This is a genomic window from Chengkuizengella sediminis (genome assembly GCF_010078385.1).
GTDB classification, from domain to species: domain Bacteria; phylum Bacillota; class Bacilli; order Paenibacillales; family KCTC-33759; genus Chengkuizengella; species Chengkuizengella sediminis.
Window position 1 is genome coordinate 253,307 of record NZ_SIJC01000004.1, and the last position, 16,928, is coordinate 270,234.

Below are 16,928 nucleotides of genomic sequence, written 5' to 3' on the forward strand. Positions count from 1 at the left end.
AAAGACACCCTTGCATTAAGCCAACTGCCTACTTCTGTCTTCACAGCTCGGGACTTTCACCCTATAGATTACACCCATGCTGGGCACACTACGAAAAAGAGTCTGGCACACTATTATGTACTAGACTCTTTTTATATTTCTGACCTGAAGTTTAACTTCTTACTGTTTCGATTTATCCGAATTATAAACCGTTTACAAATACTCAGAATTGAATATATCACGTATACCCCTTCAACTAATAATATTCGGAGGTGCTGGTCATGTATAATTTTATAGTTGAATTAACTTTAAAACATTTTGTCAAAGATCATCTGAAACCCTGCTATAATCAATAACCATAAAGCTATAGATACAGAGAATGTCCATAGGGCCCCTCTAAAAAAATCCAATCCATCTTCATATACATATTTGTTTTTCATTTTCTTTTACCAAGTCTCTCTCCACTGATAAACCATCTTCATTCATTGATTTTTGTTCTAGCATTGTCATTTTACTTCCCTCCTAGATATTTGTTTCATTCTTAACACTTCATATAAAAGTCCATCATCTAATGAAGCATGGGATGTATTTTCCACAAAAAAATACTTGCTAACAAATAACATACTAAAATTATTAAGATATAGATTTTATTTCTGCTCAATCATAGAACCTCCTGATATGTAATCCAGAAACCATATCCTCACAAACTTGTTCCCATATTCCACCATTTTTTTCTTTTCAGTTTTACAGGTTCTTCACCAGTGACCATCCTGTTATCAGCTAACTTCTTTGCATTTTCTAACATTTTATATCTTGTGTCTGCTCCGAACTTGTGATGGATTTTCTTATAAGATTGAATTAAATCATCATATTCATCTTCATCCGTCGCAATAAAGTGAGTTAATTGTTGAGCAATAAATTGAAGTGCAAGTTTTTGTGTTTTTTTACCAAATTCTCCTGTTATACTCGCTGCTCCAACTTGAGTGAAAGCGCCTTTCCATACAAGTTGATATAATAGATTTGGATTTTCAACAATGGCTGTGTTTCGTTCAGGTAAAACAATAATGGGTTTTAAACCTATCATTTGAAGTTCGAATATCACTCGGTGTGTATAAAGTGGGATATCGGTTGGAGGCAATGAAATAAAAATATATTGATGGTTATTGTTAAGAGAGAGAACACTATTTTTTATATAATCTTTAACTAGATCTTCATATATTAACACTTGATGACCTGCTAATATTTTTATATTTATGCCTTCTTTTTTTACATTCTCATTTAATTCAGAAATCACTTCTAAAAGGTGTTCTTTATTACTTAATAGGTATTCTTTATTGAAGTGTGGTGTTGATACAATATGTGTAATTCCTCTCTGCTCTGCTTTCTTTAATACTTTTAATTTCCAGAACCAATCTCTAGAGTTACAATCCATCTTTGTTAAAAAATTGCCATTTATATCAATCACAATCATGTTCCGTCACACTCACTTTTTTTATTTATAAAGGATCTATTAGAAACCCACTTTCAACATTCGTCTGACCATATAAGTTGTCTCCAACTGCTATGATGACTTCGTTCGATTTTAATCCTACGGTATGGAAATATCCCGCGGAGACTTGCACAACATCTGTCCATTTAGATACATCGGTTTGGAAAGAAGCACTTCTACCGACTGTGACCACCGTTCCGTCTGATTTCAATCCTATGGTATGTGAATGTCCTGCAGAGACTTGCACGATATCTGTCCATCTAGACACATTCGTCTGGTAAGAAATATTTTTCCCAACTGCAACCACTGTTTCGTCTGATTTTAATCCTACCGTATGGTAGACCCCTGCGGAGATCTGCACGATATCTGTCCAATTTGATACATTCGTTTGGGAATAGCTGTTATTTCCTATCGCCACCACCGATCCATCTGATTTTAAACCTACGGTGTGTCCCCCTCCTGCAGAGACCTGCACGATATCTGTCCAATTTGATACATTGGTTTGGGCATAGGTGTTATTTCCTACCGCCACCACCGACCCATCTGATTTTAAACCTACAGTATGTGAGAATCTATCTGCACATCCTAACCCTGCAGAGATCTGTACAATATCTGTCCACCCCAAAATATCTTCCTGAGATAAGTCATTTTTTTCAGTTGTGATTACAGTTCCGTCCGATTTCAGTCCCACTGTATGATAAATCCCTGCAGAAATCTGTACAATATCTGTCCAATTAGATACCTTCGTCTGTCCGTTAATATTCAATCCAATTGCTTGAACGGTCCCATCTGATTTCAACCCTACCGTATGTTCTCCTCCTGCTGAAATACGGGCTGGATTAAAATCTGAACTACAAAGTAATCTTTCACTTGGTAATGCTGCTCTTGATAACGAGTTCACATTCTTTGCATGTTTCACAATCCTCTCTCCTCGCATATTTATTTCATTCAAGTCACTTAAGGTTGCATTTTCAATATACATTTTTTCTCCACCCATGTAGTGCGAATTTCACTACGTTTTATTTTAAAATAACGGGTATTCCAATTATAAATAACGCTTCTCGCAAAAAACTCTCAAAAGCCTGGTTTGAGAGAAAGTTGGATTAAATCATCATGCTCAGCTTCATCCGTCGCAACAAAGTGAGTTAATTGTTGAGCAATAAATTGAATATGGATTGTTTTTTGAAGGTTCATGTCACAAAAAAAAGCAGGGAATGATTTGCATCATCCCCTGCAGTTTCATTATTTACATCCGTTACAATATTCAAGCCATTGAATAGGTCGACGCTAATTTTTCGAAAATCACTAAGCTACTCTCCATGCAGAAGTTGGTAGATTGTGTATCCTGCTTCAACCGAGAATTCACGTGTTCCGGGTAACTTGTGTTGAAAAATTACTTATTGGTGACCTGCATTTCAAAAATATACAAAATAAATAGACGCTCAATACGTCTATCTCCATTTCATGGTTATATGATTTTTAATCCATTGCTCCAAAATTCCTCTTTTGCAGAAAGCTCTTTAAGCATCTCCTTACTTCTTTCGGGTGCTAGCAATAATAATGTATATGCCGTTTTTAGACGTACAAATTCATTTGGATGATTGATTAACCTAACTATTTCAATTGTAGAATTCATAGACTTTAAATGTCTTCTTATCTCATGTATCCTTAACATTTGTTTATTTAAATTGACTATATCCCCAGCTTTAGCTGCCTCACCAAACTGGGTAGATACCTCTACAAAGTCTTCTATTAAATTATCCAAATTAATCAACTAAATCACCTTCAATATAACTTCAATCTATTTATTCACATTTTAAAAACATGTTATCATACTCCTCTCACAAAATTCTCACAAGAATGTATAAAGAAAAAGTTTTCCGTTTTCATTCTTCTCTTAAAAAAGGTGAGAGCTTAATAATTTACAAATGAAAAAAGAATCCTATGTGAATGATTATCCACATAAGATTCTGGTTTACTATGTTGTTTCAACTAATATTCTCTATCATTTCTATTGAGATTAGTGTACCAAATTATTCTACTTGATCTTCTATTTCTTGTATGAATTCCTCGTACCCCTCTTTATACTGTGATTTATGAGATACGGACGCTTCTTCAATATGTCCAAATGCCCAGTAAGTTGGATTAACATCCGGGAATGTTGGACTGATATTCTCTAGCGGTCCACGATACAACATACGATTGATCAAAACTACTGTTTCAGCACGAGTGATAGGATCATTTGGTTTGAAAGTACCATCAACATAACCATTAATCATGCTATTTCGATACAATGCTTCAATCGCTGCCTCAGCCCAAATTCCTTCAATATCTTCAAAATGCATCTCTATCGGTGCACCAACCTGTAGATCCAAATAACGAGTGATCACAATGGCTAGTTCCGCTCGAGTGATGGCCTGATCTGGACGGAATGAATGGTCTATATATCCATTAAATAAACCTTGCTCTGTTACCACGTTAATATATTCATAAGCCCAATACTCTCTATCAACATCCTTGTATGAAGCATTCGCACTATCATACTTGCCGATCAATCGCGCCATCATAGCAGCAAGTTCAGCTCTAGTTAATGATTTTTCTGATTTGAACGTGCCATCTGGATATCCCATGATGTATTTTTCATGTTCATGTAAACCATAACGATTAGATACCACTTTCAGCTTCACTGATGACTTAGCCGATTCTGGATGTTCAAGTTCTCCAGCATATAGGAAGTCGGAAGTCAGTTCAAAATTTTTCTCCTCGGATCCAATCTTCGGTAATTCAATCATAATTTCATAGCTAATTGCCTGCTCAGGTTCCACATACTTCAGTTCCCAAGAGATTGTTGAATCGTCCATTACTCCGCCATCCGCATCGATGACTTTCACGTCTGATGGGATTTCAACTTGTAATACCCCCTTCTTCAACGTCTCCTCTGATAGATTGATGAAGTCTACTTTTACTGGTGCTTGACTACCTTCAGGGTAGATGCTTTGTTCAACTGAAAGATTCGTTGCAACATCCATTTCATTTACTGGGATAATTACAGTTCCCCCACCATTATTACTAGGCTTTTTCTCCATTTCTATATCATGTCGTACGATAGCAGTTTCCACTGAAATAATCGGACTTGTATAGGTGTAATAACCACTTTTAGTTGATGTTAAATAATAATCTGTATATGAATAAACCATGTACGCATAATTCCCAAAGCTATCACTGTATTGTGGATTATGATTTTTGTTCGGTGCAAAATCAACTAATTCAGGAAGTTCCACCTTCGTATCTGGTGTAATACCATTATTCCTATTCCTTTTTGTATCCGCATAGTATAGAACGACTTTCGCATCTTTAATGATTTCACCCGTCTTTTGATCTGTAATAACACCATAAGGATCAATCAATTCCTCAACAATGTTTAACTGACCATTATTGTTCACACTGACTTTAGGCAGAGAACCATCTTTACGTTCGTTAATAATGATCTCTTCACCGTCGTCATGTACATAACGTACTTCTAATGCATAATCTCCTATATTAATATCTTCAGCGTTGAAAATCCCGTCTTCATCTACTGGGAATCCTTTCGGTTGTCCCTCTGCGTCCAAAATGTATTGATCAGATGAATCCTTTAGATAAACTTTCAAGTTGTTATTAACAGGAGGTGTTAGTCCTGATTCCCCACTGGATTCTTTACTTCCGATCACCCCAGTGATAGTCTTCGTGGAATCAAAATCTTCCTCACCTTTACCCGTTACTTCACCAACTTCAGCACTTTGATGAAATTCAACTTCCTTTGTTTCATTATCCAACTCAATAGTTTTAATAATAGTAACATCATACTCAACATCACCACGTGGAATTGCGATAGAATATTTACCTTCTGAGTCAGTTTTCGCTTCTGCAGAGAAATCTATGTTTCCATCACCATCAAAGTCTTTTGTAATTATGACTGTTACTCCCTCAATAGGATCCGGATTTCCATCACCGTCCAAATCTTCGTTTTGTGTGACAATCCCTTTAACTGATCCCGGTTGGAATGTCACTATGATTTCTTCAATCGCAATTAATCCATTGTATTCTGCTCTGGCTTGGACAACTATGCTTTGAGATAATACCCCTTCAATTTTTTCAGAAGTATAAGTTACAAATGCTTCTCCTTGTCCATTCGTTTGTGATATTGCTGTTTGAAGATCAAACGAATTCTCAAATGAACCTCTTGGCGCTGAAAATTCAACATCTACTCCTGGAATAACTTTTCCATCTTTATCTTTCAACAAAGCTTTTAATTCTGATGTAGATTTACCATCACCTACGATAGCACTCGGATCTGCAAATAACTCTAAACTAAATTCCACTAATTCAAAATCACGAACTATTTTCTGATCTTCTACGTTTTCTGGTATCGCATGAATGGAGCTTTTCTTTATACCATAACCGGATTTTTGAATCTCAATTAAATAAGTATTAGTTCTGATATTTTCAAAAGAATATTTCCCATCTACTCCTGTATGAACTTCCGCTATTTGAATAGTCCCGGCTGAATCGTACAAAGTAACCTTAGCATTTTCAATAGGTTCCTTCGTTTCTTGATCAGTAATCGTTCCTTCCAAGTCAATTGTTGTTCTTACGTGGAACTTATTATCTTCAGAGATACGACTCTCTTCCTCAGTCTGTACCACATTATCATTCTCATCATAAGCATTGAACGTTACTTCGTATTCATCTTGTAAAATATGATCTGATAAGTAATATTTGATGTTAGTCCAAACTTTTTCATTATCTAAATCAACTGTACTCGCATTAGATAAATTCAATTCTACTTGTTCTATAGTTTCATGACCATCGCTTATAAAAGTATATGTTGCAATTACTTTCTCTGCATCTAGTGAACTTACTGCTGATAGTTTTAATGGGTTTCCTGGCAACACGATTATAGGAGTCTCATCTCCTTGTTCACGATCTCCTACCCAACCGTCTAGATCTTGAAATATAGTAATACTTATCTGTGCATCTATCTCTGCATAAGCCTTGCCATCCGAACCATTCCAACCAAACGTTGTGCTTCCATTCCAGTTTTTCGCTGGGACAAACGTTAAGTTTTCTAGCTCACTAATTTCCTGTCCTTCAGTAACATTCACATCCCCTAACTTCAATGTGCCTATATCAGTAGATGGTAAGCTTGTAAGCTTCACTGTGGCTAAACTATCTCCATCTATATCCTCAAACTTACTGCTGAAGTCTGTGAATTCGAAGGAGATTGTACTTCCTTCGGTTCCTTCTTTTGTAATGTTTGATACCGTTGGTTTATCATTTTCTGCACTTAGTTTGATCGTTACTGTTGCTGGATCTTCCGCATAAACTGTTCCATCCGAACCATTCCAACCAAACGTTGTAGTTCCGTTCCAATTCTCTGCTGGGACAAACTTGAGATCTCCTAAGTCACTTACTGCAATCTCCTGCCCTTCAGTAACATTCACATCGCCTAACTCTAATGTGCCTATATCTTCAGATGGTAAGTATGTTAGCGTTACTGTAGCTAAACTATCTCCATCTATATCCTCGAACTTACTGCTAAAATCTGTGAATTCGAAGGTGATTGTACTTCCTTCGATTCCTTCTTTTGTAATGTTTGATATCGTTGGTTTATCATTTTCTGCGGTTAGTTCGATCTTTACCGTTGCTGAATTATCAGCATAGGTCATACCATCCGAACCGTTCCAACTAAACGTTGTGCTTCCGTTCCAGTTTTCCGCTGGGACAAACTTGAGATCTCCTAAGTCACTTACTGGAATTTCCTGTCCTTCAGTAACATTCACATCCCCTAACTTCAATGTGCCTATATCTGTAGATGGTGAGTTTGTTAGTGATACTGTGGCTAAATCATCTCCATCTACATCTTCAAACTTGTTACTAAAGTCTGTGGACGTAAACGTGATTGTACTTCCTTCGGTTTCTTCTTTTGTAATGTTTGATACCGTTGGTTTATCATTTTCTGCACTTAGTTTGATCGTTACTGTAGCTGGATCGTCCGCATAAGCTGTTCCATCCGAACCATTCCAACCAAACGTTGTAATTCCATTCCAATTCTCTGCTGGGACAAACGTTAAGTTGACTAACTCACTAAAAGGTATTTCTTGTCCTTCAGTTACATTCACATCCCCTAACTTCAATGTGCCTATATCTGTAGATGGTGAGTTTGTTAGTGTTACTGTGGCTAAATCATCCCCATCTACATCTTCAAACTTGTTACTAAAGTCTGTGGACGTAAACGTGATTGTACTTCCTTCGGTTCCTTCTTTTGTAATGTTTGATACCGTTGGTTTATCATTTTCTGCACTTAGTTTGATCGTTACTGTTGCTGGATCATCCGCATAAGCTGTTCCATCCGAACCATTCCAAGTAAACTCAATTTCTCCGTTCCAGTTTTCCGCTGGGACAAACTTGAGATCTCCTAAGTCACTTACTGGAATTTCCTGTCCTTCAGTAACATTCACATCCCCTAACTTCAATGTGCCTATATCTGTAGATGGTAAGCTTGTAAGCTTCACTGTGGTTAAACTATCTCCATCTATATCCTCGAACTTACCGCTAAAGTCTGTGAATTCGAAGGAGATTGTACTTCCTTCGATTCCTGTCTTCTCAATGTTCTCTACTGTTGGTTCTGATGGAATTATTATCTCTACTATTGTTTCAGCAGTATCCCCACTATCCAAGATAGCCGTTATAGTTGCAAATCCAGTTTCATCAGAAACAAGAATTGTTACTGCCTCACCGTTTTCATCAGTTGCCAAACTATCAGGAGTTACGTACCCAAGATTGGTTTTAAAAGTAACTTTTTCATCTACGACTACATATGGATTGCCATCCTCATCGTTAGCTGTTACTACTGCGGTAATTTCAAATTGATTATCTTTTAACTTTTCTACATTTGTTATTTCAATTGTTGGAGCTTGTTCATAATCATTATCCCCGTGATCTATTGGATTATATTTATTATCAAAATACCAAGAAGTAATATAATGTGCTTCATATTGTGGACCAGTTGCAGAGGTGAATCCAATAAATGCTTGATCTTCACCTATAATATCACCTAATGTAACACCATTATCATGTATATCACCTTCAAAATTACCGGTTAGGTCAAAATTCCCACCTAAATTAATACTCCCATCTTCATCAAAAGAATACTGAGTTAAATTATCAAGGTTATAGGATAAAATTGCTGAATCAGGCCTGTTATTACTTTTTGCAATTCTTACTTCAATCGTATTATTACTGCTCTCTCCATAATCTATCCAAACATGCACTTCAGAGCCATCATTAAAATTTATGAAACTTTCATCTATTGATTGTACTGCTACAGATCTAATGTGTCCTCCTACATTTATTCCAATATGATTATTACTATTTTGTTCACCAAGATCATCAGGTACTACCCACTGATCATTATTATGAGTATCAAATTCAACTGCTAAGCTTTTTAATATCGCTTCATTTCCATCTGTACCATCATCTAATCCTCTATTAATTTCTGCGTAACCTATCCCGCCACCATCATTTAACTCTCCACTGGAAATAGGCTGAATTACAAATGCAAATCCATCAGCACCTCCGGTGTCTGTATGATCTATACGAAATGTAAAATAAGTACTAAATGAATCTGCATCCCTTATATAAATTTTATCTTCAATAAATGCGCTACCCGCTTGCTTCTCACTATTCTCAGTAAGACGAAGTACTGGAGGAGTATCAGGATTATTATCATCATCTACCGCTGTTGGAGAATTATTATTTTTACCAGTAAAATCAAAACGCTCTGTATCACTAAAATCTGCTTGAACTGCTGTTATGATTTTCACTGGTTTAGCATCTATAACAATATCCTTAAGATCTGACAGTGAATTACCACCTCCAATAATTGGAAGCGTAACATTTGCACTGTTATCTAAATTGTCAAGAATCGATCCATTATTTAATTCCAAAGCACCAGTACCTGTGTACTCAAGATCAGGTGTCAAATCACCTGTTTCAACGATATACTCAAAGGTTAAAGTATTTGTACCCGTTCCAGAAATATATTTCGCATAACGATCAATGTCTCCAGTTTCCAACTCCAGCTTTGGTTCACCTGTAACGTGAACGATTGCATCAAAGATAACATCGATTAATATAAGCTCACCTTCACCATAAGTACGATTTTCATTTGAAGAAGTTACTTTTTCAATTTCAGGAGGAACTATACCTACACCTTGTTCATGGTAAAAGGTAGTGCTTCTCACCTGTTGCAGTACCCCTGTTGTATCATTAAACAAGTAACCATTCACTATATATGTTCCTGTCGGCGAATCCGTATTATACTTCATTTCTGCTGTCTCAGTTATTTCATCTGGATTAGTATAATAGTAATGCTCTAGAAAAACATTGTTGCTTTCCGGATCAATGATATTCAATTCCAATCTATAATCATAATCTTTATTTGATTGACCTGTCACCACTGCATCAAAAGTAACTTCGTCTTGTCCATTGTTTACATTCTGCAGTTTCAAATCTGTAAACTCAAAATCCTCCCCGGATCCACCATCAATAAGTAGTTGCCCCCATCTCACCTGCAACCTCCACTCTGCAGTATTACGATCGTCATCAACTTCAATTTCGACCAAGTTATCCCCTTGATGAACTAAATCAGGGTCGAGTACAAAACTAGTTGTACTTATTTCGTTATTAGCACCACTTAAAAAACCAACAGATTCACCATTGAAGAAGACTTCATCCTTCTCGTCCCCTTCACTATTTGTATACTCTTCATCAACATCATAAGCATATATGATTAATGTCGCACTTTCCTCAGGAAGCTGTCCGTTAACATTTATATTAAACTCTATAGGGTGATTAGGACTATTTACGTCTATCCAATCACTCCCCCTTATTATGTCCTCGTTCCACTCATTCCCTTTCTTCAAACCCTCTCCCATATCATGGTCAGGAGAACTAGTACCATCATTATCTTCATTATCAGTACCCGTAACATAAGTAGCTCCGGAAGAATTAATTTGTGAAAACATAGGAGCTTGCTCCAACATTTTACTTAATTCCAAGACTTCTACCATAACATTACTGACATTAGTTACCCCATCAACCGTTACAGCTAGACTGTGATCTCCTACATCGTTTAAGAAAATAGGAATGTCTGCAGTTCCTTCTGAAAAGTTGACTACACCGCTGAGAATCGTCCCATCTGCCCCCTCTTCAATATCATCACTTACCACTGTCACTTGTATATCTCCAGTTAAACGATTGCCCTCTGCATCTTGTGCATCAATAATATGTAGAATAAATATTTCTGTTGCTGTTGGATTATACACACTAGAAGTTACAGTCATATCACTTTCATCAGACGTTTGAATATCATCACTAACTTCTTCGTTTTCTTCACTCAGATCCTCTTCTTGAGAATCATCAGCTTTTTCTTCGTCTATACTTCTGCCTCCCTCTGAGGAAAGATCGGTATCAACGTTAGCAGTCTCGTTTATAGGTGTTTCAGTTACATTACTGTCTTCCGCAGATACCATACTTACATGGGGTAAAAAACTCATGAATAACATAGATAAAATAAGTACACAAGATACAAATTTATTTTTTTTGTGATTACTAAATAACAATTTAATTACTCCTTTGTAAAATATTTAGAACATATTTTAAATATCCTTCTAGTTCTTTTGATCTATCAAATAATAAGTTTAAAAATACTGTGGATCAGTTTTACGTACCTAAAGTCACATTCAGCCACCAAAATATGAATGTATAAAACCATGGTCACATCCAGCCACAATATTACTCAAAAATTTTTAAAAAAGCACTCCTATACTTTACTCTTCCTAACTTTAAAACATTTTCCTCATATAATGATTCGCCACCTTATAGTATTGTTATCTCTTCATGCAAGGAACAATAAGTATTGTTCCTTGCATTTATAATGTATAGCACCATAGTCACTTAAAGCCACATCATTGCTTAAAAAAATAATAATAATTAATTTGTTTATACAAAAAATTCATGGTTTTGTTGGTTGTTTCTATGAATCAACATATCCTAACTTCAATATTCTAAACATTAAAATTATAATTCTTTATATATTACTCACCACCTGTAGATTTATCTGCTTTTAAAACAGGACTAAGATACTATTGTTTTTCATTTGAATAGGTTATAAAATTATTACATACCTAGAGTCACATTCAGCCACATTATTGCACAAAAAAAATAGTATATTAATAATATTCTTTAAACTTACTTAAAAAGGGAGCAGATACATGTGTTAGGTGATCGGCTAGTTTCATTAAGAAAAAAATTGAATTTAACTCAAAAAGATGTTTCAGAAAAGTTGGATATATCAAGATCTACCTACGCGCAATATGAAATTAATCGAAGAGTTCCAGAATTTGCTACACTAAATAAATTAGCAGATTTTTTTGATGTATCACTTGATTATTTAGTAGGAAGAAAAAATCCACAACTTTCCGATGATAAAACTTCTGCAATTATTAAAGAAGTGATGAGAGAATTTAACATCGATTTAACAAATGAAGAAGATCAAAAAAAATTCCATGAAGTGATCAAATTGTTATGGGATTCAAAAAAGAAATAATTACTCCATTAAATCCAAGATAAAGTCTAGCAATTTATTTTCATCGATTTCATCTAATATTTCCAATGATGCTAGAATTTCTTTTGCTTGCTCAACATTATTATCCACGTTACATTCCTCCTCAAAAAAATCCCCTTCTGCCTAAACAAAAGATTGTTTATATACTATATTTGATGTTAGTTAAACTCTTGTAAGATATCCTATTAGATAATACCAAAGTCCCCTCACAAAATTCTCACAAACTCGACCAAATTCGATCTTATCTTCTATTTTTCAAAGAAAAAAAGAACAGAATTAAAAAAATCTCCCTGTTCTTATATATGTTTATACCTTCTGTGTAAATAATTTTACCAAATGTATAAATTAATTATTTATTTTCCTAAATATCCTTTGAGCTTCTAGTGGTGGTGCAACATCAAGCTCTTCATTTAATAATTTCTCATAGTAGTAATAATGCTCTTTCAAGCGATTACTTTCGGTGTAATAAGTTGAGTAGATTTTTAAGAGCATCAAATTCAACTCTTCATGAAGAGGATACATCGATAAGTAAAGATTAATCTTGTGCTCAGCTTGATCAATACTCCCAGTTTTAATGTAATATGCCACTAAATTTTGAGTTAACTTGGTATGATGATCCAATAATTCTTCCTTAAAGTTCAAACCCCATTCACAGTCCCTTGACCCAAACAAAGTACCTTTATATAAAGAAAAAACCTGCTCACTTTCCTTCAAATTTTCCATTGTCACTTCTGAATGCCTTATTGTATAGTTTCTTAACTCTTCAGCATCAAAAAAAACGTTCTGCTCTTTTTTTAATAAATATCCATTATTTAATTTTTCAATTTGAATTAAAATGTTATTTTCTTTCAACGCTTTTTTTAATCTATAAATCGTATTATGCAAGTTATGAATTGCACGACTTTCTTCCATATCAGGCCAGAACAAATCAACTAATTTCCACTTTGAAATGGTTTGATTAGAATTCATGAGAAGATATGCCAAAAGTTCTTCCGTTTTTTTTGTAGGCCATTTTATTACCGACCCAGTACTCGCTCTCACTTCGAAGGTCCCAAAACAATGAATGGATACGCTCTGAGTCTCAACTATTTGTTTGGATTTAGACACTAATAGATTGTGTGTTTTTAAAAGACGATTTGTAATACGATTAATCGAATCTGAGGTGATTGGTTTTAGTAAATAATCAACGGCGTGAACCTTGAATGCATCCAAAGCGTACTGCTGATAAGCTGTTGTAAAAATGATCTGGATATTTTCATTCATTTGCAGCATTTTTTCAGCCAATTCTAATCCATTCATTTTTGGCATCTCAATGTCTAGAAAAACAACATCCGGTTTCTTTATTAGAAAATGATCCAGTGCCTCAACAGGACTTGTAAAACTCCCTACAATCGATAAATGATTGTTCTCTTGAATAACCATTTCCATCAATCCTAATATTGGAAGTTCATCTTCAACAATCATTACTCTAAGCATAGCCTTCATCCTTTTTTGATTCTAACCAAAGTAATCTACCGTTATACACATAATTCAATAAATGGAACATATATATTCATTCCTTCTATATATTGGTGGCTTTATGCCATAATGTCAAGTGTGATTAACTAAAATGACTCATATCTTATTAAAAAAGTAAGAAAAACCATCCAAAATATCATCGGACGGTTGTTGATGCAAGTCGTATTTTATCCATCTTTTGTTTAGGTAAATTTATCTTTACTATTGTTCCTTCTTCTAAGGTTGATTTTACTTCAATATTAGAACCCTTAATGGATTCGAGTCTTTTTTTGATGTTCGTCATTCCTATACCTGAATATTTCACTTGTCCATTTTCTAATTGTTTTAATATCTCACCGGGTATACCTACTCCATCATCTTCTATAACTATACTTATATACCTTCCATGATCACGAATTGTTAAAGTCACCTGCCCTGCCTCATCCTTTTCAAATAGACCATGACGAATTGCATTTTCCACAAAAGGTTGGATACACAAGGGTGGAATAAGCAATTTTTCTAGCCCTTTATCTATATCAACATGAAAATGAAAACGATCAAATCTAGCTTTTTCAATCTCAACATAGGCTTCTACTAACTTTAATTCTTTTTCTAATGAGACTAACGTTGTTGTATGGTCAGTATTAAAAATAATACGCAAATACTGACTTAACATGCTCAACAAATGTGCGGCTTTTTGCCCATCTGTATAACAAAAAACGATAATAATACTAATTGCATTGTATAAAAAGTGAGGCTTGATTTGAGATTGTAAAAAAGCCATCTCATTTTGAAATGCTTCTTCTATGGATGTTTTCATGGATAAGAGTGTTTGAATCCTAGCTAAAATTGTTTTCGCATCAAACGGTTTTGTAATATAATCATTGGCACCTGCTTTAAATCCAAGCTCAATATCTTCTGGTAAATCTTTTACGGTTGCGAATAATACGGGTAATTCGAGTAACGAGTGGGTCTTTCTTATTTTTTCACACAAATCAATACCTGACATTTCTGGCATCATCACGTCTAATATTACCAGATCAATTTGTTTGAATTTTTCTAGTTTCCTCAACGCTTCTTTTGCAGAGAATGCAGTGATGACATTGTACTTATGTTTGGTTAATACATTTAATAATATTTGAATATTGGATAGTTCATCATCCACGATGAGTATCGTATGTTCATGTCCATTTAAGATATCAAAATCATGTTGTGAAGAAACCACTTTATTCAGTGGGATACTGACCTGCTGGTGTAAAATTCCCTCCACTCTTTGTTCCGGACAATCTGCTTTTGGTAACACAAAACCGAATCTAGTCCCTATTCCTACCTCAGACCAATCCACCCAAATCTCACCATTCATTTTTTCGATAAGCTGTCGACTAATATATAAACCTAGTCCCATACTTTGATAACCATTTTGTGGAGACCACTGGTCTATCTGTTCAAAGTAACCAAAGATCTCTTCTTGTTTTTTTTCTATGATCCCTATTCCTGTGTCTTCTACATAAAAATAGATTTTGTCATCCATTAGTTTAGAAGAAACATTGATTTGACCTTTTTCTGTATGTTTAATTGCATTCTGAATAAGATTATATAATATTTGTCGGATTCGATTTTCATCTGCAATAACAATAGAGACTTCATCTATTTCATTCTTGAGTTCTATTTGTTTACCTCGAATCTCAAAGGCCAATATATCAAACACAATTTGAGTGGATACTTTCAAATCGACTTTTGTGAGTTGTAACCTAAATTCCCCATTTTTCAATCTAGTCACATCTATGAGATCATTCACTAAGTTAAATAACTTCATGGACGTATCATGGATCAATGGAAGATTTTCCTTTTGTTTTACTGAACTTTCCACATTTTTTTCATCAAGTAAAAATGATGAAATATTAATAATTCCATGTAAAGGTGTTTTGAGTTCATGTGATGTTGTAGCTAGAAATTCATCCTTCACTTTATCAACGATTAGCAACTCTTGAGATAGTTGTTCATTTTTCTTGAAGGCATTTGAAAATCGCAAGGACATCAATAAGGAGAACATCAACAAAAAAACAAAAGGCTCAATTGGAAATATAGATAACAATACATTTTCATATAGGATATCATAGATAGCCATAATATATTTAAGTACATATCCACTCATTGCAATCGCACCAAAAATCATATAGAAACTACCTTCCATTTTTTTTGATGCTGCTGAAATCAACACATACGTAGCAAAAACATGTGCAAAAACTATAAAAATAGCGATGGGTATGTGCATCCAAAGTGGTACAAAATTTGGAAAAAAAATATAATACAGTACCATGATAGACCCTATTATTACTGCAGTCCATACAACCCTCTTTGAGGCAACATCTTTAAATGCATTATAGATATATAAATAAAAGGAAATACATCCAATCATACCTGTATTTAGCTGTAACCTCAGAAAAGTATTATATGAAGTATCAGGAAATATCATATACCATATTTTTTCACCATGAACAGCAGTAAATAATCCAGCGAGTAAACAATATATGGAGAAAAACAAGAAGAATAAATCCTTCTTCCTCTGTGAGTATATTCCAAGAAAATAAAGACCCATGATAATAAAAACACATGTCTGTACCCAATCATGCATCATGACTATATCTCTAAAATAAGAAATATGCTGTTGCTCCCCAAAGTTGATAGAGTTGATAATTCCTCCACCAACTAAATAATCATAATTGGCCACTTGTATGATGATCTCATTGAACCCTTTATTTAATGTAAAATAAACAACATACGGTCTATTCGTAGGTATGTAGACATCTTCTTCACCTGGATCTCCACTGGAAGCAACTACCTCCTCATTAATGAAAATCCGATTAGACATATGAATAGACGATGACTTAATACCAAAAACTTGATTTTCTTCATCAATACTAATTTTTAAACGGTAGGTTGCTTTTCCATATGGACTCATGGATTGACCATCGATATCATAAGTGGTCCAATTCGCTGGAACCTGAACATATACAGGAGAAAGGTTATGACTCATATCTTCCATAAAATCATTAACGTCTAATAATTGATCAGGGAAAAATTCCCATTCTCCGTCAAGTGGAACGATTCCTCCATTTGAGAAATCCCAGTTTGTTAAATCTAATACTCCTTTCTGAGCTACAGGTGTATCAACTTCAAACTGACTTGCAACAAAATTTACTACTCCAAAATTGATCACATATGATGATATAATAATCCCTAATATGATTGCGCCTTTTTTCATCACGCTATTCTCCCTACTAACCCTTATAA

At 34.7% G+C, this 16,928-nt stretch carries 7 protein-coding genes; 1 reads left to right on the forward strand and 6 read right to left on the reverse strand.

From position 1 onward, the window contains the following. Positions 1-679 precede the first annotated feature (679 nt). From EPK97_RS10480 to EPK97_RS10495, 4 genes are all read right to left on the reverse strand, one after another. Positions 680-1,450 carry a tyrosine-protein phosphatase gene (locus tag EPK97_RS10480; protein ID WP_162036566.1) on the reverse strand — a complete coding sequence of 257 codons (771 nt, stop codon included), beginning with the start codon at positions 1,448-1,450 and terminating at the stop codon, positions 680-682. A gap of 25 nt (positions 1,451-1,475) precedes the next feature. Next, positions 1,476-2,450 carry an RCC1 domain-containing protein gene (locus EPK97_RS10485; protein WP_240903774.1) on the reverse strand — a complete coding sequence of 325 codons (975 nt, stop codon included), beginning with the start codon at positions 2,448-2,450 and terminating at the stop codon, positions 1,476-1,478. 486 nt (positions 2,451-2,936) lie between these two features. After that, positions 2,937-3,242 carry a DUF2019 domain-containing protein gene (locus EPK97_RS10490; RefSeq protein WP_162036567.1) on the reverse strand — a complete coding sequence of 102 codons (306 nt, stop codon included), beginning with the start codon at positions 3,240-3,242 and terminating at the stop codon, positions 2,937-2,939. Between the two features lie 259 nt (positions 3,243-3,501). Further along, a complete protein-coding gene (locus EPK97_RS10495; RefSeq protein ID WP_162036568.1) occupies positions 3,502-11,133 on the reverse strand; it encodes an S-layer homology domain-containing protein in 7,632 nt (2,543 codons plus the stop codon). Positions 11,134-11,786: 653 nt separating this feature from the next. Between EPK97_RS10495 and EPK97_RS10500 the strand changes: the two genes are divergently transcribed. After that, positions 11,787-12,119 carry a helix-turn-helix domain-containing protein gene (locus EPK97_RS10500; protein WP_162036569.1) on the forward strand — a complete coding sequence of 111 codons (333 nt, stop codon included), beginning with the start codon at positions 11,787-11,789 and terminating at the stop codon, positions 12,117-12,119. Between the two features lie 363 nt (positions 12,120-12,482). On the opposite strand, the gene EPK97_RS10505 is transcribed toward EPK97_RS10500, so the two are convergent. Then, positions 12,483-13,613, reverse strand: coding sequence for a response regulator (locus EPK97_RS10505; protein ID WP_162036570.1), 1,131 nt, complete (start codon positions 13,611-13,613; stop codon positions 12,483-12,485). Between the two features lie 178 nt (positions 13,614-13,791). After that, on the reverse strand, positions 13,792-16,899 hold the full coding sequence (locus EPK97_RS10510) for a hybrid sensor histidine kinase/response regulator (protein WP_162036571.1): 3,108 nt from the start codon (positions 16,897-16,899) through the stop codon (positions 13,792-13,794). Positions 16,900-16,928: the final 29 nt, after the last annotated feature.